The sequence below is a fragment of the Bacillus sp. T33-2 genome (genome assembly GCF_002860205.1).
Lineage (GTDB): Bacteria > Bacillota > Bacilli > Bacillales > Cytobacillaceae > T33-2.
Genome location: NZ_PGVB01000013.1, coordinates 150,147 through 174,609, shown reverse-complemented (window position 1 = coordinate 174,609; position 24,463 = coordinate 150,147). Strand labels below are relative to the sequence as shown.

General features: G+C 46.8%; 27 protein-coding genes. 2 read left to right on the top strand and 25 right to left on the bottom strand.

Features of this window, described 5'->3' with window-relative positions:
• Positions 1–11: 11 nt before the first annotated feature.
• From CVD19_RS11600 to CVD19_RS11525, 16 genes are all read right to left on the bottom strand, one after another.
• Positions 12–548 carry a F0F1 ATP synthase subunit delta gene (locus CVD19_RS11600; RefSeq protein WP_101582023.1) on the bottom strand — a complete coding sequence of 179 codons (537 nt, stop codon included), beginning with the start codon at positions 546–548 and terminating at the stop codon, positions 12–14.
• Positions 545–1,084, bottom strand: coding sequence for a F0F1 ATP synthase subunit B (locus CVD19_RS11595; protein ID WP_101582022.1), 540 nt, complete (start codon positions 1,082–1,084; stop codon positions 545–547). The genes CVD19_RS11600 and CVD19_RS11595 overlap by 4 nt, the downstream gene beginning before the upstream one ends.
• Positions 1,085–1,291: 207 nt before the next feature.
• Entirely contained in the window at positions 1,292–1,504 is a 213-nt protein-coding gene (gene atpE / locus CVD19_RS11590; RefSeq protein ID WP_101582021.1) for a F0F1 ATP synthase subunit C, read from the bottom strand.
• Between the two features lie 73 nt (positions 1,505–1,577).
• On the bottom strand, positions 1,578–2,288 hold the full coding sequence (gene atpB / locus CVD19_RS11585; RefSeq protein ID WP_101582020.1) for a F0F1 ATP synthase subunit A: 711 nt from the start codon (positions 2,286–2,288) through the stop codon (positions 1,578–1,580).
• Positions 2,289–2,312: 24 nt separating this feature from the next.
• Entirely contained in the window at positions 2,313–2,687 is a 375-nt protein-coding gene (locus tag CVD19_RS11580; RefSeq protein ID WP_101582019.1) for an ATP synthase subunit I, read from the bottom strand.
• A gap of 7 nt (positions 2,688–2,694) precedes the next feature.
• The gene (locus tag CVD19_RS11575; protein ID WP_101582018.1) at positions 2,695–2,916 is read right to left on the bottom strand and encodes an AtpZ/AtpI family protein; all 222 of its coding nucleotides are present in this window, start codon (positions 2,914–2,916) and stop codon (positions 2,695–2,697) included.
• 313 nt (positions 2,917–3,229) lie between these two features.
• Positions 3,230–5,524: a S8 family serine peptidase gene (locus CVD19_RS11570; RefSeq protein WP_101582017.1), complete on the bottom strand. Its 2,295-nt coding sequence runs from the start codon at positions 5,522–5,524 to the stop codon at positions 3,230–3,232.
• 433 nt (positions 5,525–5,957) lie between these two features.
• Complete coding sequence (gene wecB / locus CVD19_RS11565) at positions 5,958–7,106, bottom strand: non-hydrolyzing UDP-N-acetylglucosamine 2-epimerase (protein WP_101582016.1); 1,149 nt, start codon at positions 7,104–7,106, stop codon at positions 5,958–5,960.
• Positions 7,107–7,120: 14 nt separating this feature from the next.
• Positions 7,121–7,750, bottom strand: coding sequence for a uracil phosphoribosyltransferase (gene upp / locus CVD19_RS11560; RefSeq protein WP_101582015.1), 630 nt, complete (start codon positions 7,748–7,750; stop codon positions 7,121–7,123).
• 234 nt (positions 7,751–7,984) lie between these two features.
• A complete protein-coding gene (gene glyA, locus CVD19_RS11555; RefSeq protein ID WP_142383520.1) occupies positions 7,985–9,226 on the bottom strand; it encodes a serine hydroxymethyltransferase in 1,242 nt (413 codons plus the stop codon).
• A 147-nt stretch (positions 9,227–9,373) separates the two neighbouring features.
• The gene (locus CVD19_RS11550) at positions 9,374–9,940 is read right to left on the bottom strand and encodes a TIGR01440 family protein (protein ID WP_101582013.1); all 567 of its coding nucleotides are present in this window, start codon (positions 9,938–9,940) and stop codon (positions 9,374–9,376) included.
• 82 nt (positions 9,941–10,022) lie between these two features.
• Entirely contained in the window at positions 10,023–10,466 is a 444-nt protein-coding gene (rpiB, locus tag CVD19_RS11545; protein ID WP_101582012.1) for a ribose 5-phosphate isomerase B, read from the bottom strand.
• 183 nt (positions 10,467–10,649) lie between these two features.
• Positions 10,650–11,945: a methyl-accepting chemotaxis protein gene (locus tag CVD19_RS11540; RefSeq protein ID WP_101582011.1), complete on the bottom strand. Its 1,296-nt coding sequence runs from the start codon at positions 11,943–11,945 to the stop codon at positions 10,650–10,652.
• 25 nt (positions 11,946–11,970) lie between these two features.
• Positions 11,971–12,405, bottom strand: a complete 435-nt coding sequence (locus tag CVD19_RS11535; RefSeq protein WP_101582010.1) for a low molecular weight protein arginine phosphatase — start codon at positions 12,403–12,405, stop codon at positions 11,971–11,973.
• A gap of 146 nt (positions 12,406–12,551) precedes the next feature.
• Positions 12,552–13,106, bottom strand: a complete 555-nt coding sequence (locus CVD19_RS11530) for a manganese efflux pump MntP (protein ID WP_101582009.1) — start codon at positions 13,104–13,106, stop codon at positions 12,552–12,554.
• 125 nt (positions 13,107–13,231) lie between these two features.
• Positions 13,232–14,272, bottom strand: coding sequence for an L-threonylcarbamoyladenylate synthase (locus CVD19_RS11525; RefSeq protein ID WP_101582008.1), 1,041 nt, complete (start codon positions 14,270–14,272; stop codon positions 13,232–13,234).
• A 170-nt stretch (positions 14,273–14,442) separates the two neighbouring features.
• Between CVD19_RS11525 and CVD19_RS24710 the strand changes: the two genes are divergently transcribed.
• Positions 14,443–14,583: a hypothetical protein gene (locus CVD19_RS24710; RefSeq protein WP_180953598.1), complete on the top strand. Its 141-nt coding sequence runs from the start codon at positions 14,443–14,445 to the stop codon at positions 14,581–14,583.
• Here CVD19_RS24710 and CVD19_RS11515 read toward each other — a convergent pair.
• A complete protein-coding gene (locus CVD19_RS11515) occupies positions 14,580–15,047 on the bottom strand; it encodes a general stress protein (protein WP_101582006.1) in 468 nt (155 codons plus the stop codon). The two genes, CVD19_RS24710 and CVD19_RS11515, sit on opposite strands and share 4 nt — an antisense overlap.
• A gap of 388 nt (positions 15,048–15,435) precedes the next feature.
• Here CVD19_RS11515 and CVD19_RS25715 point away from each other — a divergent pair, with 388 nt between their 5' ends.
• On the top strand, positions 15,436–15,651 hold the full coding sequence (locus CVD19_RS25715; protein WP_308314867.1) for a cupin domain-containing protein: 216 nt from the start codon (positions 15,436–15,438) through the stop codon (positions 15,649–15,651).
• Positions 15,652–15,735: 84 nt separating this feature from the next.
• On the opposite strand, the gene spoIIR is transcribed toward CVD19_RS25715, so the two are convergent.
• From spoIIR to CVD19_RS11470, 8 genes are all read right to left on the bottom strand, one after another.
• Entirely contained in the window at positions 15,736–16,479 is a 744-nt protein-coding gene (gene spoIIR, locus CVD19_RS11505) for a stage II sporulation protein R (RefSeq protein WP_101582005.1), read from the bottom strand.
• 111 nt (positions 16,480–16,590) lie between these two features.
• Entirely contained in the window at positions 16,591–17,454 is an 864-nt protein-coding gene (gene prmC / locus CVD19_RS11500; RefSeq protein ID WP_101582004.1) for a peptide chain release factor N(5)-glutamine methyltransferase, read from the bottom strand.
• The gene (prfA, locus tag CVD19_RS11495; protein ID WP_101582003.1) at positions 17,451–18,521 is read right to left on the bottom strand and encodes a peptide chain release factor 1; all 1,071 of its coding nucleotides are present in this window, start codon (positions 18,519–18,521) and stop codon (positions 17,451–17,453) included. The genes prmC and prfA overlap by 4 nt, the downstream gene beginning before the upstream one ends.
• A gap of 382 nt (positions 18,522–18,903) precedes the next feature.
• Entirely contained in the window at positions 18,904–19,533 is a 630-nt protein-coding gene (locus CVD19_RS11490; protein ID WP_101582002.1) for a thymidine kinase, read from the bottom strand.
• Positions 19,534–19,775: 242 nt separating this feature from the next.
• Positions 19,776–19,982: a 50S ribosomal protein L31 gene (gene rpmE, locus CVD19_RS11485; protein ID WP_101582001.1), complete on the bottom strand. Its 207-nt coding sequence runs from the start codon at positions 19,980–19,982 to the stop codon at positions 19,776–19,778.
• A gap of 189 nt (positions 19,983–20,171) precedes the next feature.
• Positions 20,172–21,443: a transcription termination factor Rho gene (gene rho, locus CVD19_RS11480; RefSeq protein ID WP_101582000.1), complete on the bottom strand. Its 1,272-nt coding sequence runs from the start codon at positions 21,441–21,443 to the stop codon at positions 20,172–20,174.
• 478 nt (positions 21,444–21,921) lie between these two features.
• A complete protein-coding gene (gene glpX / locus CVD19_RS11475) occupies positions 21,922–22,887 on the bottom strand; it encodes a class II fructose-bisphosphatase (protein WP_101581999.1) in 966 nt (321 codons plus the stop codon).
• Between the two features lie 131 nt (positions 22,888–23,018).
• Positions 23,019–24,305: a UDP-N-acetylglucosamine 1-carboxyvinyltransferase gene (locus CVD19_RS11470; RefSeq protein WP_101581998.1), complete on the bottom strand. Its 1,287-nt coding sequence runs from the start codon at positions 24,303–24,305 to the stop codon at positions 23,019–23,021.
• Between the last annotated feature and the right edge of the window lie 158 nt (positions 24,306–24,463).

The following is a 24,463-nucleotide window of genomic DNA, read 5'->3' as shown; positions in this document are numbered from 1 at the left end:
ATCTATGAATCTTAGCCCAATAATTTACGTTCGAGACGGTCAAGCTTACCACGTAAGCTTCCGTCGAAAATGCGGTTTCCAATTCTCAGCTTTACTCCGCCTAACAAATTGGAATCGACAACATTTTCAATACGAAGTGATTGTTTGCCTACCTTTTCGGAAAACGCTATCGAAAGGGCTTCACGTTGAGGATCGGTCAACGGCTGCACACTATATACAACAGCCTCGGCGATTCCTCTTTCTTCATTGGCCAGTTCGATAAAACGGTCTGCGACCTCTGTGATCTGGTCTTCACGGTGACGGTCAATTAAAACCATCAAAGTGTTTTGAACATACACACTTGCAGAGGCGAAAGCTGCCTTCAGCATCTCTTTTTTCCTGTCAACCGGAAGTTTAGGAGATTTAAGGACAGCAACTAAGTCCGGATTGCTATTAAAAACTTCTTTTACTACGCGAAGTTCATCTTCCACGGAATTTAAAAGCTTTTGTTCAGAAGCGATCTGGAAAAGCGCCAGCGCGTAGCGTTTTGCTAAAGTGGAGTTGCTCATCGGCCTTCTCCTGCCTCTTGAATATATTCGTTAATGAGCTTCTCCTGGTCCGCTGCACTCAATTCTTTCTCAATTACTTTGGAAGCGATCAGGACAGACAATGAAGCTACCTGTTCACGAATAGCAGCGACAGCCTGCTCTTTCTGCTGTTCAATTTCAAGCTTTGCAGCTTCTTTGATCCGCTCAGCTTCAGTGCGTGCCAGGGCTATGATTTCGTCACGCTGGACATCTCCCTGCTTGCGGGCGTTTTCAATTAAACCCTGGGCTTCCTGGCGCCCTTGCTTTAAAAGCTCACGCTGTTCTTCCAACAATTTATGTGCTTCAGCACGGCTCTTTTCAGCCGCGTCAATTTCGTTCGCAATATGCTCTTCACGCTCTTTCATGATGCCCATCAACGGACCCCATGCAAACTTTTTAAGCAATGCCAACAAAACGATGAAAATAATAAGCTGGAACAGAATATCCCCGCCGTTAAAATGGACGCCGTGCTCTCCAGCTTCAGCGGCTGCTCCCAATACAAAATTCATTGTTAACACCCTCGATTCACTCCCTTCAAGAGTCATTCATAAGAAGAGGTTCGTATGGATTCGCCATTTGCAGCCCGGGCTTAAAATAGGCAAAAGCCTTCAAGCCGGGAAGGAATATGCGGAAACGCATTTCAAACCATTATAAGGACATAAATGAATGGCGAAGGTTCGCGCGGAATGATCTTCGCCATTTTAAAATGCAGTTTAACTTTATTATTAGCCGCCGATAACCATGAATGCGATAACAACCGCGATGATAGGAACCGCCTCAACTAACGCAACCCCGATGAACATTGTTGTCTGGAGCATACCGCGAGCTTCTGGCTGGCGTGCGATACCTTCAACTGTACGAGATACGATAAGACCGTTACCAATACCAGCACCTAGTGCCGCTAAACCGATTGCAATTGCTGCTGCTAAAAGACCCATTATTAAGTTCCTCCTTAATGTATGAAAAATATATTTGATTTAACTGTTTTGCCCGGAATCGGGCAGGTATATATTAATGGTCGTGGCTCACTTTGTGAGACAGGTAAACCATTGCTAACATTGTAAAAATAAACGCCTGGATCGAGCCGACAAAGATGGAAAATCCTTGCCATGCAATCATTGGAACGATTGCGGCCAAATGTCCGCCCACTCCGGTTGCAAGGCCCCCTGCGATAAGTGCGAGCAGGATCTCACCCGCGTAAATGTTTCCGTAAAGACGAAGACCAAGAGTCAAAGTGTTCGCAAACTCTTCAATGATCTTGATCGGGAACATGAACCAGAACGGCCTGAAGAACTCTTTCCCGTATTCTGATGTCCCTTTCAGCCTGACGCCATAATAATGTGAAAGCCCGACAACCATTGTAGCCAGTGTCAAAGTGACAACCGGATCGGCTGTTGGAGATTTCCACCAGAGCTTGTCGTCGATGACGACCGAAAACGGAAGTCCAAGCATATTTGCCACGAAGATATACATCATTAATGTAATCCCGAGCACATGGAACCTTCCCCCGTCCTTCCAATCCATCGTACTGTTTATGATTCCTTTGACGAAATCCATGACCCATTCGAAAAAGTTTTGCAGTCCGGTAGGCCGCATTGCCAGAGTACGAGTGGAAAGAACGGCAATAATGAAAACAATAACGCTCGCTATCGTAATCATCAGCATGTTGGCCAGGTTGAACCATAAGCCAAATATTTCGACTACAGGAGCTTCATGATGCACCAGTAATTCACCTCTCTTCCCCGCTTATCTACGTAAATAAATGGATCGAACTAAAAAATCTATCATAATGACAATATAAGATGTCATTAATCCCAAAACTACACTGATAAAATGGAACGTGTCCGGATACCTGAGCGCGATCATGACAGCGAGCGCAGCTGAGGCCATCCGGGATAAGGAACCAAGGGAACGAACCCTCCTGCCTTCAAGGACAGCATCACCAAATCCTCTGGTTCTTCTGGCAAGAAGCCATAAATTAAACAGGCTCAGGCTTGTACCAAGAATCAGGCCCAGATATACAGATTTATAGGATGTGAATCCCCAGCCAAGCACGTACACCGACAGCAGATAAAATATGTACTTTCTTTGCCGGGTAAAAATATCGTTGATTTCGAGCATGATAGGTTTAGTCTCCCGAGAAGAAATGTTGGACGAGGCGCAGCATGGCATAAATTCCGGCTGCCAGTCCGGTGAGCAATCCGAAAATTAAGAAAAGAGGCTCTGTACCAAAGGAGCGGTCCAGCCATCTTCCGGAGAAAATACCAATCAAAGCGGAACCTGCCAACTGAGAAAGTATCGCGGACATCAACGCCATCGCCTGGTAAGGGCGGCGTTCGTTTTTACGCATGGCAGCACATCCTCACATGCTGAGAACGGATGGTAGCGAGGCTATTATTAAAATATTAGTATTATGAAAATGTAAGAAACTATTCAAACGATATTGAAAACCTTCTCATTTCTTGCCCTTTGTAAGCATACAATAGGCGTCTGTCAATGTCAATCAAATAACGGCAAAAAGTTCACCATTGAACATATCAAAAATTTACATTTTTTCCGTTGTAAATACTGGCTTCCCAGCCAGCGGAAATCTTCATGCCTGCTGGCCGGGCGAGCTGTTTTGGAAATCCTGTACGGTCACTTTCAAGGTGGTTCAGAGCCTCTTACTCTTCTGGTTTTGGCAGGATCTGAATCATCGCTTCGAGAATGTCTTCCCGGCCTGCTTTCTTTGCGAAAACCTTCGCAAGATATATTCCTTCACGAGGCAGCCTGGAGACAGGGATTTCTTTTTGCAGCATTCCTTTGTTCAATTTTCGTGCCCAATCCAGGTATCCGGCAAAACGGTAGGTTCCGGGTTCAAAAAGGGCTATGCCGAATTCCTCTGCTCCCCCTGGGAGATATACTTCATAACGGTAGGCTCCTGCTGTGTCTGCCGGCGCAAAGTCAAAACCCATCACGCGTGGGTAATCAGGCTCCTGGAGAACATAAAGATAAGGTATGCGAATTGGATTTGAACCTTCATTCAGGATGATGTGGCCGTCATAAAGCTTTCGGCTTAACTTTTCCGGTTCTGCCCTTATTCCGACCTTGACTTTTTTCGCGGCTCCGGGTGCAACCGAAAACGACAGCGGGATCTCCCACTGAATACCCTCTTGCTGAGAGGGTATTGAAAATGAATAATGTTTTGTATATTTGCCGTTGTTTTGTACTTCCAGTAAGGCCATGTGTTGGTGCATCCGTTCTGCCAGCTGGAATTTGCCAAATTGAATCGATGCCGGCGAGACCAGAGTTTGGGCTTTTACAGCCGCATCTGCCTGGATGCGCCCTGCTCCCTGTTCGTATGTAAGGTAAGGTTTTCCCATTTGGTCGGTGATCGGAACAGCGGTATTCATCAAGGCTGCCTTAATCTGTAAAGGGGTCCATTCCGGGTGGGCCTGTTTAATCAATGCACAGGCCCCGGCCACATGCGGGGCTGCCATGCTTGTTCCCTGCAACGATAAATATCCCCCTGGAATTGTACTGTTGATTGCCACTCCGGGGGCTACAACATCAGGTTTGATTTCCCAGCTGACTGTTACCGGCCCGCGTGAACTGAATGACGCCAGAATATCTTTCTCTTCTATTAATAGCATTCTTGAGATGAGCACTCCTTTTTTGAGGTGTTTGAGAATAGCTTCCCCTTGCCGTTTTGTTATTGCGGCAACTGGTATTTTGACGTCTTTCTCCATGTTTCCAAAAAAGTTTCCCGCCGTGTTGTTAAAAATGATGACACCTGATGCTCCTGCTTGGAACGCATTTTTTGCCTTCTCCGTAAAGGTCAGTTCTCCCCGTTTAATCAGTACCAGTTTATTGCGGGCATTCTGCATGTCTTTTTTACGACCAATTCCGCCATCTATCATTTCAATCCCTCTGTCCAACTTCCATTCGTGCGAACCCTGCAGTGGTTCGAGCCTGATTTTTCCGATGATGCCTGGCACTGTTAAATAGGGAACCTTCAGGGGCGGGGTGGATGCTCCGACGGATATCGCTTTAGAAGCCGTCCCTGGTGAACCGACTGTCCATTTATTTGGCCCCGAATTTCCCGAGGATGTTACGGCTGTGACACCTTCTTCCACTGCTTTATTAATCGCAAGGCTAATGGGCAAATCCGGGCCATTTACATTGTTTCCGAGTGATAGATTTAATACATCAACCCTATCTTCTATCGCTCTGTCGATGGCAGCCAGTACTTGCTCGGTTGTTCCTGTCCCCCCCGGCCCGAGCGCCCTGTAGGCAATGATTTGGGCATCGGGAGCCATCCCCCGCATCCTGCCATTCGCAGCAATAATTCCAGCAACATGTGTTCCGTGAAGAGTTCCATGGCCATGAGAGCCCTTCGTTTCCATTGGGTCGCTATCGCCGTCAACGACATCATAGCCGCCCGCATAATTTCTTTTTAGGTCCGGGTGTTCATAGTCAATACCCGTGTCAATGACCCCGATCCTGACTCCTTTTCCTGAAAGGCGATCCCCGTTTTTATCATAAATTCCGCGCACAGCTTCACTGCCGATCATTTTAAAATTTTCATTGGATTCGGTTTTGCGTATCTCGACCGGTGGCACCAGTTTTATTTCTGGCCTGATCCTTTGCTGGTGAAGTTTATCGTCAGACTCGACCCTGTATGTATTTACAGGTGAAACTAGATTGACATCGCTTTTTTTGGACAGTCTGTCAAGCGCGGAGAGGGTTCCTTCTACCGAGAACCCGTTTACCGCATGCTTGAAAACATGGCGGAGCTTAACTTCGGGAAACTGTGCCAGCAGGGTTCTCGCAGTTTGGTGGGTGGACAGGCCTTCAGTTAGCACAATTGCGACAATGTTCTTGTCCGATGGTTCTGTAGGGATGGGAGGATGACGGAGTGTTGCAGGCCGGGCTGCAGACAGGAAAATAATCGACAGGATGCAGATAACACGTTTCATGTTGTAACCTCTCTCTTTTTTCATATGGTTTTCCTTGATTGGACAGAGTATGCATGATGAAATAACGGAGGTTACTATGCTTTGTTCGCGCATAAGGATGATGGTTATACCAGGGTGGTTTTAATATGGTTACATTTTGCGATAAATGGGCTTGGTTTTGGTTAGAATATGGACTTTTTTTCGTTCGCGGATTGATTTTCAGCTGTTGGCCGGGCTATCGTATGTGTGAAGATGCATTTTACATGTAGTTAAACCATACCTCGCTCACTTTATCCTGGTAACTCAAGTTTTATTCCCGGTAACTGCTCATATTATCCCGGTAACTTTACTTTTAATCCGACTAATTTCTAATATATTCCCTGTATATGTAAAAGTTTTACAGTTATTAACCTAAAAAAAGATGACCGCTAAAAAATGGTCATCTTCTGCACGATTATTTCGGCTGGTATTCCCGAGGGCGGTCATCCAGCTGCTTGAAGTAATATCTGATTGCGTCTGCAATCCTCTTTGATGCAAGTCCGTCACCATACGGGTTGACAGCACCCGCCATTTTTTCATATGCCTCCCGGCTGTTAAGAAGTTCTGTTGCCATTTCATAGATTGGCTCTTCCTGGTTGCCGGCCAGCTTAAGCGTCCCGGCTTCGATTCCTTCCGGACGCTCGGTCGTATCGCGCAACACCAATACTGGTACACCAAGAGATGGAGCTTCTTCCTGCACGCCGCCGGAATCGGTGAGGATCAAGAACGCACGGGAAGCGAAGTTATGGAAATCAATGACGTCAAGCGGCTCAATGAGATGGATGCGTGGGTCATTCCCTAAAATTTCAGAAGCAATTTCGCGCACTACAGGATTTAAATGCACCGGGTACACAACCTGGACATCAGGCTGCTCATCAACAATTCTTTTAATCGCCCGGAACATATTCCTCATCGGGTCACCAAGATTTTCACGGCGATGAGCGGTCAGCAGGATCAGGCGGTCATCCCCTACCTTGTCCAGCACCTCATGGTGATATGTTTCTTTTACCGTTGTTTTAAGGGCGTCAATCGCTGTATTTCCGGTAATGAAGATGTTTTCCTGGCTTTTGTTTTCGCGCAGCAGATTATCAGCTGCCATTGCTGTCGGCGCAAAATGCAGATCAGCCATGACACCAGTCAGCTGGCGGTTCATTTCCTCCGGGAACGGAGAATACTTGTTCCACGTCCGCAAACCTGCCTCGACATGGCCGACAGTTATCTGGTTATAAAGAGCAGCAAGACTCGCAACAAATGTGGTTGTCGTATCCCCATGGACGAGGACGATATCCGGCTTCACCTCTTTCATGACCCGGTCAAGCCCTTCTAGCCCCCTTGTCGTCACGTCGACAAGTGTCTGGCGGTCTTTCATGATGTTCAGGTCATAATCAGGTGTGATCTTAAAAATGTCCAGTACCTGGTCAAGCATCTGCCGGTGCTGGGCCGTGACTGTGACAATCGATTCGAAGTGTTCAGGCTGTTTCTGCAATTCCAGGACAAGCGGAGCCATCTTGATGGCCTCTGGCCTTGTCCCGAAAATGGTCATGACTTTTATCGGCTGCTTCAATTAAAACACCTTCCTTATTTCGTTCCAAACAAGCGGTCGCCGGCATCTCCCAGGCCGGGCACAATATAGCCGTGGTCATTCAATTTTTCATCCAGGGCGGCAATGTAAATATCGACATCGGGGTGGGCTTGTTTCACCGCTTCGACTCCCTCAGGGGAAGCGATAAGGCACATGAACTTGATGTTTTTGCCGCCGCGCTTTTTCAGTGAAGTGATGGCTTCGATTGCAGAGCCTCCAGTGGCAAGCATTGGGTCAACGACTATGAAATCCCGTTCTTCGACATCACTTGGCAGCTTTACATAATATTCAACCGGCATTAAAGTCTCGGGGTCGCGATACAGACCGATATGCCCGACCTTGGCAGCCGGGATCAGTTTCAGGATTCCGTCGACCATCCCGATCCCCGCACGCAAGATTGGAACGATACCGATCTTTTTGCCGGACAGTACTTTGGATTTGGTCGTGCTGACCGGTGTCTCAATTTCAATTTCCTCTAGCGGCATATCCCGTGTGATTTCAAACGCCATCAGTGTAGCGACCTCATCAACAAGCTCACGGAATTCCTTTGTTCCTGTACTTTTGTCACGTATGTAAGTAAGCTTATGCTGAATCAAAGGATGATCAAAAACGTACACCTTTGCCATGTTTATCTCTCCTTTTTCAAGTTAACATTTTGCGGATATTTGTCTGTTTATGTAATAGTTCCATTTTACACTTCGTTTAATTTTACAGAAAAACAGGCACAAGGGCAACCATTGCCACAGAAACTTCGGTTTTGTCCGGCTGGAAAATATTGATAGGTATTTTTCTAGAGATACTCCGATGCCAATACCGGGACTTCCATAACAAAGCGGCCCCCTCTGAAGGGCCGCCTTAAATTATAGTTCTGTATAAAGCTGAAATTTACCTGTCAACGCTTCGACACGCTGTTGTGCCTCGTTCAATTTTCCTTCATCTTCATGGTTGTTTAATGTGAACGAAATGATTGACGCGATTTCGTCCATTTCGGAAGCGCCGAAGCCGCGGCTTGTCACTGCGGCAGTGCCAATCCGGATTCCGCTTGTGACAAACGGGCTTTGCGGATCAAAAGGAATGGTATTTTTATTGACGGTAATGCCCACATCATCAAGCACCTTTTCGGCGACTTTCCCTGTCAATCCGAGAGACTGGAGGTCTACGAGCAAAAGGTGGTTGTCCGTTCCGCCCGATACAAGGTTCAGGCCTTCTTTTTGCAACCCTTCAGCAAGCCGTTGCGCATTTGCAACGATGTTTTTGGCATAGTCTTTAAATGAGTCCTGGAGCGCCTCTCCGAACGCCACTGCTTTAGCAGCAATCACATGCATGAGCGGCCCCCCCTGGATTCCAGGGAAAATCGATTTGTCGATTTGTTTTGCAAATTCCTCTCGGCAAAGGATCATTCCGCCGCGTGGGCCGCGAAGTGTTTTGTGGGTCGTGGTGGTGACAAATTCAGCATACGGGACCGGGTTTTGGTGCAGGCCTGCCGCAACAAGTCCCGCAATATGCGCCATGTCTACCATTAAGTAGGCCCCAACCTCATCCGCAATTTCACGGAACCGCTTGAAGTCGATTTCACGAGGGTAAGCGCTGGCACCAGCAACGATCAGTTTCGGTTTATGCTGTTTCGCTTTCTCAAGAACATCCTCATAATTAATCCGATGTGTTTTTTCATCTACTCCATACTCGACAAAATTATATTGCACTCCGCTGAAATTCACAGGGCTGCCGTGTGTCAAATGGCCCCCGTGGGAAAGGTTCATCCCAAGTACAGTATCGCCCGGCTCAAGAATAGTGAAATAGACAGCCATATTGGCCTGTGCACCGGAATGCGGCTGGACATTTGCATGTTCGGCCCCAAAGATTTGTTTGGCGCGGTCGCGGGCAAGATCCTCAACGATATCAACGTATTCACAGCCGCCATAATAACGCCTTCCCGGATAGCCTTCCGCGTATTTATTGGTTAATACAGATCCTTGTGCCTCCATCACTGCTTCACTGACAAAATTCTCGGATGCGATCAGTTCAATTTTCGCCCGCTGCCGCCCCAACTCCTGCTGAATCGCCTCGTATACTTGCCCATCCTGTTGTGTCAAATGCTTCATCATTATCCCCCTTGTTCTAACCTGAATATGTATCATCATCGCTGCTTTATTGTTTGAAAATTCTTTTTCATTTTAGCTGATTTTATGTTGAAAAGAAAGAAGGAACCTGTTATGCCTGGCTACAATGGAGCTATTTCAGGTCCAATTTTAGCAGGACTCGTTCTCCGGTTTCCGTTCATAAACCGCCCTTGCGCCGCCAATGAGTTTTGGACGTGTGGCAGCAAGATTAATATGGGCGTGGCCGACCTTTTTTAACGAAACCCGGATTGGTACAGCCACATGCTTCAAATGCATGCCAATGAGCGTATCGCCGATGTCAATCCCGGCATCCGCCCGGATAAATTCAACGACTACGGGATCTTTAATATTTCGGAAAGCATAGGTTGCCATCGCTCCCCCTGCATTCCTCACAGGTACCACCGATACTTCTTCGAGGCCGCGTTCTTCCGCTGTCTGCCTCTCGACCACAAGTGCCCTGTTCAGGTGCTCGCAGCACTGAAATGCAAGCTGGACTCCGGTTTCCTCTTGAAGCTTTTTTAATTGCCTGAAAATCATCGCTGCGGCATCTTCCGTTCCAGCGGTCCCAATGCGGTGACCGACCACTTCACTCGTGCTGCAGCCGATGACCATCACACTTTTGTCTGTCAGCGAAACCTGATTGCTGAATTCCGATAGAATGGTTCGCAGGTCTGTTTCCCATTTACTGATTGACATGATGACTATCCCTCCAGGATGGGTTTGATAGCTTGTGATGTTCCCAAATTAAATCGCGCCTCACCAAGTTGCGGATTACAAGCTATTCTTTAGTCTCGTAATTTGTGATTTTCTCTACCCTGTTCACATGGCGGCCGCCTTCAAACTCTGTTGTCAGCCATGTCTTCGCGATTTCCCTGGCCAGTCCCGGGCCGATTACACGCTCCCCCATTGCAAGGATGTTGCTGTCATTATGCTGGCGGGTTGCTTTTGCACTGAATACATCATGTACGAGGGCACAGCGAATGCCTTTTACTTTGTTGGCAGCTATGCTCATGCCGATTCCTGTACCGCAAATTAAAATGCCTCTGTCAAACTCGCCGTTTGCCACTTTTTGTGCGACAGGCAGTGCATAATCGGGATAATCGACGGAGGTATTACATTCACAGCCAAAATCTTCGTATTGAATTTCCAGTTCGTCCATTAAATTTTTAATTTCCTCTCGAATGTTTAAACCACCGTGGTCGGAAGCAATTGCTATTTTCATCAGACGTTCCTCCTCTTTCAAGCCAGGCACCAGATACGGGCGGACAATTTATACCATTATTTTCTCATATCCGTGTGAATTTATAAAGAAAACTTGCCGGCCGGCGTAGGGCAGTAATAAAATGCGAAAGCTCCCTGCGTCAGCAGGGAGCCAGATTACTCAATAATAATTTTATCTTATATGCTATATCTTGAACCGGGTAATCGTTCCTTTAAGTTTTTCCGCGTGGGTACGCAATTCGACTGCCAGATGTTCGACGTTTTCAATGACAGACGTCTGCTGCTCGGCAGCCGACGCGACATGTGCTGCCCCCGCGGATGTTTCTTCGGCAATTGCTGCGACTTCCTGTGATTGTGTCGATGTATGCTGGATGCTCTCCATCTGCCGGTCTACGATTGAGGAAATGGTATGGATCACATCTGCCATTTCATTAATCGTTTTTGTCATTTCTTCGATAACCTTATTCGTTTTTTCACCTTTGATGGCTTCTTCATTGGCTGTTTCGACCTGTTTTTCAATTTGGCTGACGACATTTCGTACGCCAGTCTGGATATTCTGGATCAAAGATGAAATCCCCTGGACAGCTTTAGCACTTTCGTCGGCCAATTTCCTGACCTCCTCAGCGACTACTGCAAATCCCTTTCCGTGTTCCCCGGCACGGGCAGCTTCGATCGATGCGTTTAGAGCGAGCAGGTTCGTCTGCGCGGCAATGTCCCCGACAAGTGCAATGATCTGTTCCACTTCAACTGCGTTTGCTTCCAATGTTCTGACGGTGTGGAGCGATTCCCGGTTATCGGTCGCAAGCCGGCCAATCCCTGATATTAACGAATGAATCGCTTCCTTTGAATCCTGAAGGTCTTTGACCATTTCAATCGAAATCGTTTCAGATGTCCTTGCTTTCTCCTGGACTTCCTCGGCAATTTGAATGACCTCATCCACTGACTCAGCCGTTGTTTGAATCGAAGCTGCCGAGTTGTCCGCGCCGGCTGAAATTTCTCTTATCGTTGAGGAGATGACGTTAGCCTGTTCTGAAGCGGCTGCTGACTGCTCTGAAATCGAAACGACAGTTTTATTGGTTTCATTGAAATTGACGTCAATTTGATGGACCATTTCTCTTAAATTGGCAAGCATATCATTGAAAGCAATGCCCAGGGACCGGATTTCGTCATCGGACTTCGACAGCTCCGTGTCTTCGCTGATTTCCCCATGGGCTGCTTTAATCGCAGCGCCTTCAAGTTTTTGCAATGGTTTAATAATCAGCCCTGCCGCAAAGAAAGCGAGGATCCCCGACCAGATAATTCCAAGGATAAGGGTAATGATCATGAACAACCCCTCATCCATTTTAACGGTTTCTTCAATGAACGGATAGACAAAATAAATGCAAAATGCACTTGTCGTGTACGTGATCAATGCAAGTGCTGTTGTAAAAAGAACCAACTTTTTTCTTAACCCGAACCGGTAGCTTTTTTTGGTGTCCAATGCTGTCTCCCCCTGCTTTAGCCCCTCAAAATTTTTCAAGTGCCTTTTCTATCGCTTCTTTTATTTCATAATATGCTGCTCTATATATATCGACCGTTCCACCAAATGGATCACCGATGTCCGGATTGTTTTTATCCCCGGCAAATTCCTTAAGGGTAAAGGTTTTCCCGGCTGAATGCGGAAAGCTGCTTACTACTGCTGCTTTATGGCTTGACGTCATCGTCAAAATTAATGTCGCCCACTCTACTTCCTTTTCTGTCAACAATGTTGACCGATGATTATGGGCCAGCTGGTTTTCATGCATGACAATTTTCGCATTTGGCGACGCGTCGCTGCCGCTCACCGCATACACCCCTGCTGACTTTACCTCGACTCCTGGAATCTTTTTGCTGTTTAATAACGCTTCGGCCATCGGGCTCCGGCAGGTATTCCCGGTACATACAAACAAAATGCGAGTCATTCGGAAACCTCCTTTATTTTATTTTATGACATCTTTCGCCATTTTCATAGAAATGCTTGTTAAATTTTTCAAAATGTTCATAGCATATTTTAAAAAAAAGACACCTTTTCGTAAAGGCGCCATAAGTGTATTTTTCTTATAATCTGTTACATAGGGAGCAGAAGTTTTATGCCAAAAGCAAGCAGGATGCTTCCCCCAAGTGCTTCGCTGTAGACGCCCATCCAGCCCTGCACCCTCCTGCCTACCAATAGACCTGTCCAAGTCAGGATCGTTGCTGCAGCACCAAAACAAACAAGCACCAGGACGGTCTTTGCACCATAAATTCCAAGTGTCAAACCAACAGAAAAGCTGTCAAGGCTGACACTCAAAGCAAACACCAGCAGGCCTCTTCCAACTGGTGTAATCAGGCTCGTTTCATCTTCTTTAAAGCCGGACCATATCATCTGCACACCAAGAATGACAAGCAACAACCCGCCTAATAAACCTGCAACCGCGCCGAATTGCTCTGATAAAAACCTGCCGGCAATAATGCCAGCGAGCGGCATCCAAACGTGGAACAAACCAATCGTGATCCCTATTTTAAATATTTGCCGGCGTGTAAGCCTGAACATGCCCATACCGAGGCCCACTGAAAATGCGTCCATCCCCAGCGCAAAGGCCATCAGTATGAGTGTAAATAATTCACCGAACATTGCTGCCATTCGTTCGCCCCCCATGGACTTGCTATTTCAGCATATGCAAGTCCGCAGGGTTTTAGAATTTAATAAGCATTTCCCGAAATACGATGGAAACCCGGGAAAACTTTGATTAAAGATCCGTTTTGCAATCAGGAAATCACGGGCTGGCCCGATGCTTTTTTAAGGCGGTTCATGATAGCATTGCCCAGACCATGTTCAGGGAAAACTTCTCCGAAAATAATATTGACCGGGGAGTCATTAAAAGCCCTTAATGTTTCGTATAAAGAGCCTGCCACAGTTTCAAGCCGGCTGCGCGACCCGCAGGCTATTACCTTATCCGCATCGTAAAAGGCTTGGTTTTCTTCAGTCGTCAGCATGCCCACCAGAAGCCCCTCTCTCCGTTTTTCATTTATTAGCTGCTGGATTTTTTCCCTGCTGGAATCTACAAGATAAAGAGGGGCATTCGGGGCGTAATGACGATACTTCATCCCGGGCGCTTTGGGTGCTTTCGTTTTATCCGATAAAGCTGGATCCATCCGGATCTCACCGACAACAGCCGCAAGCTGCTCAGCTGTAATCCCGCCCGGCCTTAACACAACCGGAATTTCTTCGGTACAGTCGACAACAGTCGATTCAACTCCAACGCCTGTCGGGCCGCCATCCACAATGGCGGCGATCCGGCCATTGAGATCTTCAGCGACATGGGCTGCCGTCGTAGGGCTGGGACGGCCTGACATATTGGCGCTTGGAGCGGCTATCGGGAGGCCGCACGCCTTAATGATTGCAAGTGCAACAGGATGGTCCGGCATTCTGACCGCAACCGTTGCCAGGCCGACGGTAGCCTTGTCTGACAGCCGGGCTTCCTTCTTATTTAAAATGACCGTTAACGGGCCAGGCCAAAACTCGTCCATCAATCGAGATGCTTTTTCCGGTATCTCTTCTACAAAAGAATTCAATTGCTGCCTGTCAGAAATATGAATGATAAGCGGATTATCCCCAGGCCTTCCTTTCGCCTCATATATTTTCGCGACTGCTTCATCGCTTTCAGCATTTCCCCCCAGTCCGTACACCGTCTCTGTCGGAAACGCTACAACTTCATTCTGTTTTAAAAATTGTGCTGCCTGTTGGATTTGTGGATATGTTATTAAATTATCCACAGAACTATCCACCGTCCAGATTGTAGTCTGCATGTAATCCACCTTTTATTTTTAGGCCAATCGACCCTTAAACTAGTCCATTAATCCTCTATGTTAACCGGATATGTAAATTATTTTCTATGAAAGTATAAAAGAAGATGAATGGGAACACAAGTTTTTATCCACAAATTGTGAATAAAAACAGGCAATCGGTGGATAACTTTGTGGATATATCCACATTTTTTAGCGGACGGGCCGAAACTGAGGTGTTATCCACAAGAAAGGTCATGGGCGATCTGCTAAAAAATAAACTCGGCAGCCCTGGCGTGGAGCTGCCGTATGTCAATCTTGCAATGTATTATTAGTCGTTATTTCTTGAATTTCCGCTATTGTTATTGTTTCTTGATTCTCCGCCTTTTTCACCGATTTCCTCATAGAAATCATCGCCATGCTTATCGCGGGTTGCTTCTCCGCCTTTGCGGCCGATTTCCTGATAGAATTCCTTATCATGGTTCTCAGATGTTGTTTCTCCGCCTTTGCGGCCAATTTCCTGATAGAATTCCTTGTCATGGTTCTCAGATGTTGCCTCTCCGCCTTTGCGGCCAATTTCCTGATAGAATTCCTTGTCATGGCTTTCAGCTGTTGCCTCTCCGCCTTTGCGGCCGATTTCCTGATAGAATTCCTTGTCATGGCTTTCAGCTGTTGCCTCTCCGCCTTTGCGGCCGATTTCCTGGTAGAACTCTCTGCCATGAGTTTCACTGGTTGCTTCTCCGCCTTTGCGGCCTCTCTCTTCGCGTGACATTTTGTCGTCGTTATTCTTATTTGCCATGTCGGTCACTCCTTTATGGGATTTTTGTTACACTCACACAATATCCGCTTCTTGTTCTTCTAAAACCAAAGAAAAGAGATTGTTACCTGTGTGTCCTATAATTGTAATATTACTGGTAAAAATACCTGCTGTTTTTCCTCACTTTCCTAATTTTCCAAATTGGTTTGGTGAAAATTTGCCTACCTTCTGAATAGAGAACGCATGCCATTTTTAATAAGTGATTCACTTCACTCCAGGCAATCCATGCTTTTTTATACTTGAGCAGTAACGATTTTAAAAACGAAAGAGGGATACAAATGGAAAAGAAGGCACTTGTAAATTTTCAGGAATATAGTGAAAACCGGTTCACAAAGAGGATTATTTCAAAAGGGGGGACAGCACCGTTTTTATGTTGAACTTTTTGCCTGGCCAGGAGCTGCCTGCCCATAACCATCCTGGAACCGATGTGTATTTGCTGGTACTTTCCGGTGAAGGAACATTTACAGTCGATGGTGCCGAAACCAAGGTCTCCAGCAACGAAGCCGTACATTGTAATGGAGAAGAACAATTAGCCTTTAAAAATACGGGGACACCAACCTGTTTCAATCCATGTAATGCTGAATAAAATTCCCGATGGCCGCTATGCCACGAATATTTGATAAACAAACGCCACACGCGAAAAAAAGCGCTGCGATATCACAGCGCTTTGTTACTTCAGTTTCTGCCATAGGTCAGCAATGAAAAACCTGACCTCAACAGATTGTTCATCATTTTTTTCATACACCGGAGGCTGTTTGGCTCCCTCTTGTTTTGATGTTTTCTTCTTGACTGTAACAGGGCTGCCCGTGCCTGCATCCGCTGCCTTTTTCATATCCTCCGATTCAGCAGCAGGGGTTTCAGCTTCCTTCTTTTGTGATGCCGGCTGCTCTTCTTCAAATCCTTCGCTTACGGCAACACCGTTTGAAAAGTCGAGGAAGCAAAGCGGTGGAAACAGGACACACCACCAGTTAGCGCCTTTTCCCTCACCAAGGGTAATCAAAATGGCTTCATATTCTCCGGCCGGGTACAAAAACTGTCCGTATAATTTTGTCGGGAACTGTACCCTGTCAAACTCTGCCTTTACGTTTTGCGTGCTTCCTTCAGCTTTAACCACGTGTTCAGCGATTGCCTGTATTTGAGGGAGACTGGAACGGATAATGCTGCGTGCGTCCTCTATCGAAGTTAAATCCTCAACCCATTTAGTTATTTCCCTGTTGACCGCGTCCCTGACTTTCCGTTTGATCGCCTGATCCTGTTCTGCATCACTGTCAGCGAGGATCCTAAGCCGGATCGCTTCATTAGGAATGACTACCGACCCTTCGGCGATTGCTTCATTTTTTGGTATATATAAGCTAAGCATTGTGCCTATGGATAATATAATTAAATATAGCGTTGCCGCCGTGTTCTTTTTCATATCTCACACCATCCCCTCAATAGCAATAGTGTGGACAGGTTAATAGATTCTTAAACTACCAAGTTTAAATGTTTAAAAGAAAAACCTTCAGGTCCATTCCCTGAAGGCTGTCTATCCATTTAGTTCGGCGAATACCATGCGGTCTTTGCCGTTTATGTCGTAAACTACATCAATTAATGCTTGCGGGAATGCTTTTCTCAACAATTCTTTGACATCCTTACTCTGTCCGGCACCAATTTCAAATCCAACCAGTGCTTTGTTTTTTAAAACAAGCGGCAGCTCTTCCATAAAACGGCGGTAAAGGTCGAGGCCATCTTGACCAGCGAATAAAGCCAGATGGGGTTCCTGTCCGGTCACCACTTCGGACATCCATTCCCTGTCCCCCACAGGAATGTAAGGCGGATTGGATATGACAGCGTCAAATTTCCGGCCTGCCGCAATGAAAGGCTGGAGAAGATTGCCGTGGACAAATTCTATTTTTGCTCCAAGCCTGGCTGCATTTTTTTGTGCTACAGCAAGGGCATCAGCTGACAAATCGGAAGCAGTGACCGCTAGTTGCGGCCTCTCCAGCTTCAGGGTTACAGCAATTGCCCCGCTGCCGGTCCCAATGTCAGCAATCTGTAATTGTTCCTTACTGCCGAACATGGTGTGCAAGCGTTTCAATGTTCCCAAAACCAGCTCTTCCGTTTCCGGCCGTGGAATCAAAACAGCATCATTTACCTCAAAGACCCGTCCATAAAAATCCTCAGTGCCGATAATGTATTGAACGGGGACACCATTATGGTGGCGGATTACTGCCTCCTGGAATCGGGTCCACTCCTCTGGCTTCAGACCGGCCCGAAGCTCGGAAAACAGCTTCGCCCTGTTCATTCCCGTGATGTGGCGCAGCAACAATTCCCCGGCATTTTCATCCCGTTGCTTTTCTTTTAAAAAAGAAGAAGCCCAGTTGAGGGCTTCATATATTTTTTTACTCATGCGCCTGAGTTCTCCATCCTGCTGGACTGGTCCTCAAGGATCAGGGCATCAATGATATCATCCATTTTCCCCTGTAGGATTTGGTCAAGCTTTTGGAGGGTCAATCCGATACGGTGGTCGGTTACCCGGTTTTGCGGGAAGTTGTACGTCCTGATGCGCTCAGAACGGTCGCCTGTCCCTACTGCCGATTTACGCACCTGGTCATACTCCGCCTGGGCTTCCTGCTGAAACTTGTCATAGACACGGGCACGAAGGACTTTCATCGCCCTATCCTTGTTTTTATGCTGGGATCTTTCATCCTGGCTGGTTACAACAATTCCAGTCGGGATATGTGTCAATCGTACGGCTGACATGGTGGTGTTAACACTCTGGCCGCCGGCGCCGCTGGAAGCAAAGGCGTCAAAGCGGATATCCTTATCATGGATTTCGATATCCACATCTTCGGCTTCCGGAAGGCATGCGACCGTTGCTGTTGATGTATGAATACGTCCGCCGGATTCTGTTTCTGGTACCCGCTGGACACGGTGTGCCCCATTTTCAAACTTTAATTTGGAATAAGCACCTTTACCATTCACCATGAAGATGATCTCTTTAAAACCGCCGATGCCAGTAGATGTCTGGTCCATAACCTCAATCTTCCAGCCCTGCGCCTCAGCATAGCGGCTGTACATGCGGTACAGGTCGCCTGCAAACAAAGCTGCTTCGTCTCCACCCGCAGCTCCCCGGATTTCCATGATTACGTTTTTGTCATCATTAGGGTCTTTTGGTGAAAGAAGCACTTTCAGGCTTGCCTCAAGCTCTTCTATCTGCTCCTCGAGTTCGCTGATTTCTTCTTTGACCATTTCTCTCATATCTGCATCCAGCTTTTCATCAAGCATGGCTTTGGCATCTTTATACTGTTCACGGGCCTCTTTATATTCCCGGTAGACAGCAACAGTTTCCTGAATATCGGACTGCTCCTTTGAATATTCGCGGAGCTTGGCCGGATTATTGACGATATCTGGGTCGCTTAACAGCTCATTTAATTTTTCGTAACGATCCTCAACTGCTTGAAGACGGTCAAACATGGCCTTCACCTCATATTTTTTATATATAAAGACGATCGAAAATCTATCCTCGGGGAATCGGTTGATTATTAATCCATAACATTCTAATTATAGTACACGCTTGTACGACCGTCAAAGCCATTCAGGGAAACCCGTATATCTGAAGCAGCCGTAATAACGTCTTATTAGCCAGTTTCTGCTGCTTATTAGCCTGAAACTTTCATATATTAGCCTGATTCTTTAACATATTAGCGAAAACAGGCCGTTTATTAGCCACTCCGGCAGATTTATTAGCCAGGTAGGCCAATTGCCTGTAAAACTGATTGGCTGGCTATTGCGTGGAAACACTTGATATTTTATATACACAAAAGCCTGCTTTTACAGAAAAGCAGGCTTGAGATAATTAATATAGCGTCCTCGAAGATTCTTGGGTGCTGTTGGATTGCATTTCGTTCCTGGACCGTGGCACTTCATGGTGGTGCCGGCATCGTGGCTCGTACGATTCGGAAGCGCCAACTAATATAACCGGATCGTCATAAGAGGCTGGGGCCCCGTTTATGAGGCGCTGTGTACGGCTTGCAGGTGAACCGCATACAGCACAGACAGCCTGCAGCTTGGTGACCAGTTCGGCGATTGCCATAAGATCCGGCATTTGTCCGAACGGCTCACCGCGGAAATCCTGGTCCAGGCCTGCGACGATGACCCGGTGGCCGCTGTCAGCAAGATGCTGGACGACGCGGACAATTTCATTGTCGAAAAACTGTACTTCATCGATTGCAATAACATCCATATCAGGAGTGATATGCTGAAATATATCGGTTGAGTGCGCTACTGGTTTTGCCATAATGGAGGTTCCATTATGGGAAACCACTGCCTCTTCACTGTAGCGGTTGTCAATTTTAGGTTTAAAAACAGCTATTTTTTGCTTGGCAAACTGGGTCCTTCTCACACGGCGGATCAATTCTTCCGATTTTCCGGAAAACATGCTGCCGCAAATTAACTCAACCCAACCGCTATGTTTCATTACGTACATGAAACGGTTCTCCTCCCTTGCTGGTCATGATCGCAAATATCTAAAAGATGCAGTTTGTAATTTGTGAACGGTTCATTCTTGGTCGCTCTATGTACTGCTATTTTTCCACCTGGATTGCACTATTATAGCAATAAAAAACAGGCAAGTCACAAAGCTTCTTGCCTGTTCTTATATTTTTTGTGCTATATGTTGCCCAGCTGCAGCGCCTAGCCCCTCGGGGCTGATCGAGCGCTTCCGCTTTATTATTGTTGTTTAAGGCCGTATTTTTTATTGAAACGGTCAACACGTCCGCCAGCTTCGGCGAATTTTTGGCGACCAGTGTAGAAAGGATGGCATTCGGAACAAGTTTCAACGCGAATCTCGTTTTTAACCGATCCAGTTTCGAACTGGTTTCCACAAGCACATGTCACCACTACTGTTTTGTAATTAGGATGAATTCCTTGTTTCATTAATATTCTCTCCTTCCGCCCTGAATCATATCCGAAACAGAGTTATATTATACGACGCGCGTTAGCTTAACGCATCGCAATCTTCAAAAACACACTGTACACATTATAGCAAGGCTGCCCGCAATTTTCAAGCAGGCAATTTAATTTGCATAAAACTGTACAGAAAGCTTACAAATCGCCATTTACAGATCAGGAACGCCTCTGGTTTCCTTTCATTTCCTCTGCCAGCATCGCAAAAAATTCTTCGTTTGATTTTGTCTGTTTCAATTTTCTCAGGAACTTTTCGGCAAAGTCCGGGGAATCGGACATCGATTTACGGATTGCCCATAGTTTATCAAGATGCTCTTTCGGAATGAGCAGCTCTTCTTTCCGTGTGCCGGAACGGCGGATATCGATCGCCGGGAAAATCCTTCGTTCTGCAAGTGCACGGTCAAGGTGCAGTTCCATGTTTCCTGTACCTTTAAATTCTTCGTAAATGACATCGTCCATGCGTGATCCTGTATCAACAAGGGCTGTCGCCAGGATGGTGAGGCTTCCCCCCTCCTCGATATTGCGCGCTGCACCGAAAAAGCGCTTCGGACGGTGGAATGCGGCCGGGTCAATCCCTCCGGATAGCGTCCTTCCGCTTGGAGGAATGACAAGGTTATAGGCCCGTGCCAGCCTTGTGATACTATCCATGAGGATGATAACATCCCGTTTATGCTCCACAAGGCGCATCGCACGTTCAAGGACGAGCTCGGCAACTTTGATATGGTTTTCCGGAACTTCGTCAAATGTGGAACTGACAACATCCCCTGCAACTGAACGCTCGATGTCGGTTACTTCTTCCGGGCGTTCATCGATCAACAGAACGATAAGCTCGGCCTCCGGATGGTTGGTCGTGATGCTGTTGGCAATTTCTTTTAATAGCATCGTTTTACCCGCCTTGGGAGGAGCGACGATCAAGCCACGCTGTCCAAACCCCACTGGGGCAATGACATCCATGATCCGTGTGGAAACATTTCTCTGGCTTGTTTCCAATTTCATTTGGCGGTCAGGATAAAGCGGCGTCAAGCCCGGGAAGTGAACCCTTTCTTTGGCAGATTCCGGGTCGTCACCGTTTACGGCTTCTACCTGGAGAAGACCGAAATAGCGCTCGTTTTCCTTTGGAGGACGAACTTTCCCTGACACTTTATCCCCGTTGCGCAAGTCGAAACGGCGAATCTGTGATGCCGAAATATAAATGTCCTCCGAACTTGGAGAATAGTTTATTGGCCGCAAGAAACCGAAGCCTTCTGACTGGATGATCTCAAGGACACCTTCCATGAAAAAGTAGCCCTGTTGTTCTGCCCGTGCTTTTAAAATCGCAAAAATGAGTTCTTTTTTCGATAATTTGCTGTAATAGGATACTTTGTATTCCCGTGCAAGCTCATACAGCTCTTTTAATTTCATATTTTCTAAGCTTGAAATATTTACTTCCATATTGTCACCACACTATTAGATATTTCGATTTCCCCCATATTAATTGAACAGATATTAGTTAAAGCTATGGATGGAAAAAGAAGAAATGAATTTCCTTTGAAGGATGTGAGAAGGAAAAGAAAGAATAAAAGCAGCTGTCAGAAGTGTCTAGGCAGGATTTATTAACACTTTAAAAAAGTATAAATTGGCAGCAAGGAGGACAACTCGACGCAGGAGCCAATTTTAGGAACAAAGTGTAAGTGCAAAGGAAAGCTTCGTCAGCATCAGCATTGCAGACGGAAAAGTGAGCTTTTCCGTTGAACTACGCCTCTGTCTTCGCCCTTATGGGCCCGCCAATCGGCAAGTTTTCTTTAAAAACAATTTTTATTTTAACCTGTTTTATGAATAATAATCAAATAAAATATTTTTTATTATAAAATTTCTGCTCCCTTATTGCTGTAAGGGAGCAGAAAAGAGCATATGCGGCTAAAATTAAGTTTTAAGGCTTCATGACGAGGTTAGGTTTCTTTTTCAGGCTATGCTGCCCGTCGACAAACCGGACAGTACCCGATTTTGCGCGCATGACAACGGAATGGGTCAGGCCGTATGAGCCCTTAAATTGGACCCCTTTTAGCAGCTCACCGTCCGTTACGCCTGTAGCTGCAAAAATGGCGTCATCTCCCTTTACCAGGTCTTCCATCAGGAGTATTTTATTCACGTCAAGGCCCATTGACATGCAGCGTGCAAGCTCAGCGTCGTTTTGCGGCAGCAATTTCCCCTGGATTTCGCCTCCAAGGCATTTCAACGCAACCGCTGCCAGTACGCCTTCAGGTGCGCCCCCGGAACCAAATAAAATATCGACACCGGTAATGTCGAAGGCTGTATTGATCGCACCTGCGACATCACCGTCATTTATCAGCTTTATCCTGGCTCCTGCTTCACGAAGCTGGGCTATGATATGCTCATGCCTTTCACGGTTTAAAACAGTCGCGACGACGTCTTCAACGTCCTTGTTTTTTGCTCTGGCGACGGCCTTCAGGTTATCTAAAATAGAGGCATTAATATCAATCTGGCCGACCGCTTCAGGTCCGACTGCAATTTTGTCCATATACATATCCGGAGCATGCAGAAGGTTTCCGTTGTCTGCCACAGCAAGGACGGCAAGCGCGTTCCAGCCTCCGGACGCAACAATGTTGGTCCCTTCAAGCGGATCGACAGCGACGTCAACACGCGGACCATAACCCGTGCCCAATTTCTCCCCAATGTACAGCATCGGAGCTTCATCCATTTCGCCTTCTCCGATAACAACCGTGCCTTTCATGGGCACCGTATCAAAAACATCCCGCATCGCTGAAGTTGCTGCTTCATCTGCCTCGTCTTTCATCCCGCGCCCCATCCAGCGGGCTGAAGCAAGTGCCGCCGCTTCAGTCACGCGTACAAGCTCCATCGACAAGCTTCTTTCCATTGGTTTCTCCCCTTGTGGTCTCTTTTTGTAGAAGCACGCAGCTTGTATGCTTTGATCTCTGTTGTTATTAGCTCAAGCTGTAAAAGCAACCTGCCGGTACTTGAAAACAACTTTATTTTAATGGAAGAACACTACGCATTCTTCATCTGTTCCTGTTCCTCTATCGACAAGTCTTCACGCCACACTTTCGCCCCGAGCCCGTTCAGCTTTTCAACGAGATGGCTGTAGCCTCTGTCAATATGTTCAAGGCCGGTAATCTCGGTAATTCCATCTGCCAACAGCCCGGCGATCACCAGGGCTGCCCCGGCACGAAGGTCGCTGGCTTTCACTTTTGCACCCTGAAGCTGGATCGGCCCGTTAATGATGGCTGAACGCCCTTCAACTTTAATGTTCGCATTCATCCTTCTTAACTCGTCGATATGTTTAAAGCGGGCACCATAAATCGTGTCCGTGACGACACTTGATCCTTCCGCTTTTGTCAGCAGGGTGGTGAAAGGCTGTTGAAGGTCGGTTGGAAACCCGGGATATACAAGTGTTTTTATGTCGACAGGCTTATATTTGTCCGCCGGGCCGACAAATATCTGTTCGTCGCCAGCCTCAACATACACACCCATCTCCTTCAGTTTAGCGATCAGTGATTCAAGATGCTGCGGAATGACATTATCAATCAAGATGCCCTCGCCGACAGCGGCACCCAAAATAATATAGGTTCCTGCTTCGATCCGGTCAGGTATGATTGTATGCCGGCAGCCGTGGAGGTGATCCACACCATCAATGCGGATTACGTCAGTCCCGGCTCCCTTGATTTTGGCACCCATATTAGTCAGCAGGGTAGCGACATCAATAATTTCGGGTTCTTTCGCGGCATTTTCAATGATAGTCCGCCCTTTTGCACGTACAGCGGCAAGCATGATATTGATCGTGGCCCCGACGCTGACCACGTCAAGGTAAATTCTTGCGCCCCGCAGTTCTTCTGCCCTTAAATAGATGGCTCCCTGTTCATTCGTCACGCTGGCACCAAGTGCTTCAAATCCTTTTATGTGCTGGTCAATCGGCCTTGGCCCCAAGTGGCATCCTCCTGGCAGGCCGATGACCGCTTTTTTGAACCGGCCAAGCATCGCGCCCATCAAGTAATAGGATGCTCTCAGCTTTTTGACCTTCCCGTTCGGCAAAGGCATGGAAATCATGGAAGACGGATCCACCGTCATTTGATTGTTGGCAAATTCAACCTTTCCCCCTATTTCTTCCATAAGTCCTTTTAACATCTGGACATCTGAAATGTCAGGCAACCCTTCAATGGTTACAGGGGACTCTGCTAAAATAGTTGCCGGGATCAGGGCTACTGCACTGTTTTTTGCTCCGCTGATTCGAACAGTCCCCTTTAAAGGATAACCGCCTGCAATCTTAAGCTTTTCCATTATTGACTCCCTTCTAAGCCGTGATGTGATTGATGGTCAAGCTGGAGGTTCAAACAATGCATCAGCTAAGACCGATTGGGCTTGTCTTATTTTAAAATACAACAAGCTGCCCTGTTTTACCAAATTGCCGCTTTCAAGGAAATATATTCCAAAATAAC

Coding starts and splice junctions, on each gene's coding strand:
- CVD19_RS11600 (WP_101582023.1), bottom strand. CDS start 548: ATGAGCAACTCCACTTTAGCAAAACGCTACGCGCTGGCGCTTTTCCAG.
- glpX (WP_101581999.1), bottom strand. CDS start 22,887: ATGGAAAGAAGCTTGTCGATGGAGCTTGTACGCGTGACTGAAGCGGCG.
- prmC (WP_101582004.1), bottom strand. CDS start 17,454: ATGAGTAAAAAAATATATGAAGCCCTCAACTGGGCTTCTTCTTTTTTA.
- CVD19_RS11530 (WP_101582009.1), bottom strand. CDS start 13,106: ATGGCAGCAATGTTCGGTGAATTATTTACACTCATACTGATGGCCTTT.
- upp (WP_101582015.1), bottom strand. CDS start 7,750: ATGGCAAAGGTGTACGTTTTTGATCATCCTTTGATTCAGCATAAGCTT.
- rpiB (WP_101582012.1), bottom strand. CDS start 10,466: ATGAAAATAGCAATTGCTTCCGACCACGGTGGTTTAAACATTCGAGAG.
- CVD19_RS11515 (WP_101582006.1), bottom strand. CDS start 15,047: ATGGCAAATAAGAATAACGACGACAAAATGTCACGCGAAGAGAGAGGC.
- atpE (WP_101582021.1), bottom strand. CDS start 1,504: ATGGGTCTTTTAGCAGCAGCAATTGCAATCGGTTTAGCGGCACTAGGT.
- rpmE (WP_101582001.1), bottom strand. CDS start 19,982: ATGAAACAAGGAATTCATCCTAATTACAAAACAGTAGTGGTGACATGT.
- CVD19_RS11490 (WP_101582002.1), bottom strand. CDS start 19,533: ATGTACGTAATGAAACATAGCGGTTGGGTTGAGTTAATTTGCGGCAGC.
- prfA (WP_101582003.1), bottom strand. CDS start 18,521: ATGTTTGACCGTCTTCAAGCAGTTGAGGATCGTTACGAAAAATTAAAT.
- glyA (WP_142383520.1), bottom strand. CDS start 9,226: ATGAAGCATTTGACACAACAGGATGGGCAAGTATACGAGGCGATTCAG.
- CVD19_RS11580 (WP_101582019.1), bottom strand. CDS start 2,687: ATGCTCGAAATCAACGATATTTTTACCCGGCAAAGAAAGTACATATTT.
- CVD19_RS11575 (WP_101582018.1), bottom strand. CDS start 2,916: ATGCGTAAAAACGAACGCCGCCCTTACCAGGCGATGGCGTTGATGTCC.
- CVD19_RS11470 (WP_101581998.1), bottom strand. CDS start 24,305: ATGGAAAAGCTTAAGATTGCAGGCGGTTATCCTTTAAAGGGGACTGTT.
- spoIIR (WP_101582005.1), bottom strand. CDS start 16,479: ATGAAAAAGAACACGGCGGCAACGCTATATTTAATTATATTATCCATA.
- CVD19_RS11525 (WP_101582008.1), bottom strand. CDS start 14,272: ATGCAGACTACAATCTGGACGGTGGATAGTTCTGTGGATAATTTAATA.
- CVD19_RS11535 (WP_101582010.1), bottom strand. CDS start 12,405: ATGACTCGCATTTTGTTTGTATGTACCGGGAATACCTGCCGGAGCCCG.
- rho (WP_101582000.1), bottom strand. CDS start 21,443: ATGGAAGTAAATATTTCAAGCTTAGAAAATATGAAATTAAAAGAGCTG.
- CVD19_RS11570 (WP_101582017.1), bottom strand. CDS start 5,524: ATGAAACGTGTTATCTGCATCCTGTCGATTATTTTCCTGTCTGCAGCC.
- CVD19_RS25715 (WP_308314867.1), top strand. CDS start 15,436: ATGTTGAACTTTTTGCCTGGCCAGGAGCTGCCTGCCCATAACCATCCT.
- CVD19_RS11550 (WP_101582013.1), bottom strand. CDS start 9,940: ATGTCAATCAGTAAATGGGAAACAGACCTGCGAACCATTCTATCGGAA.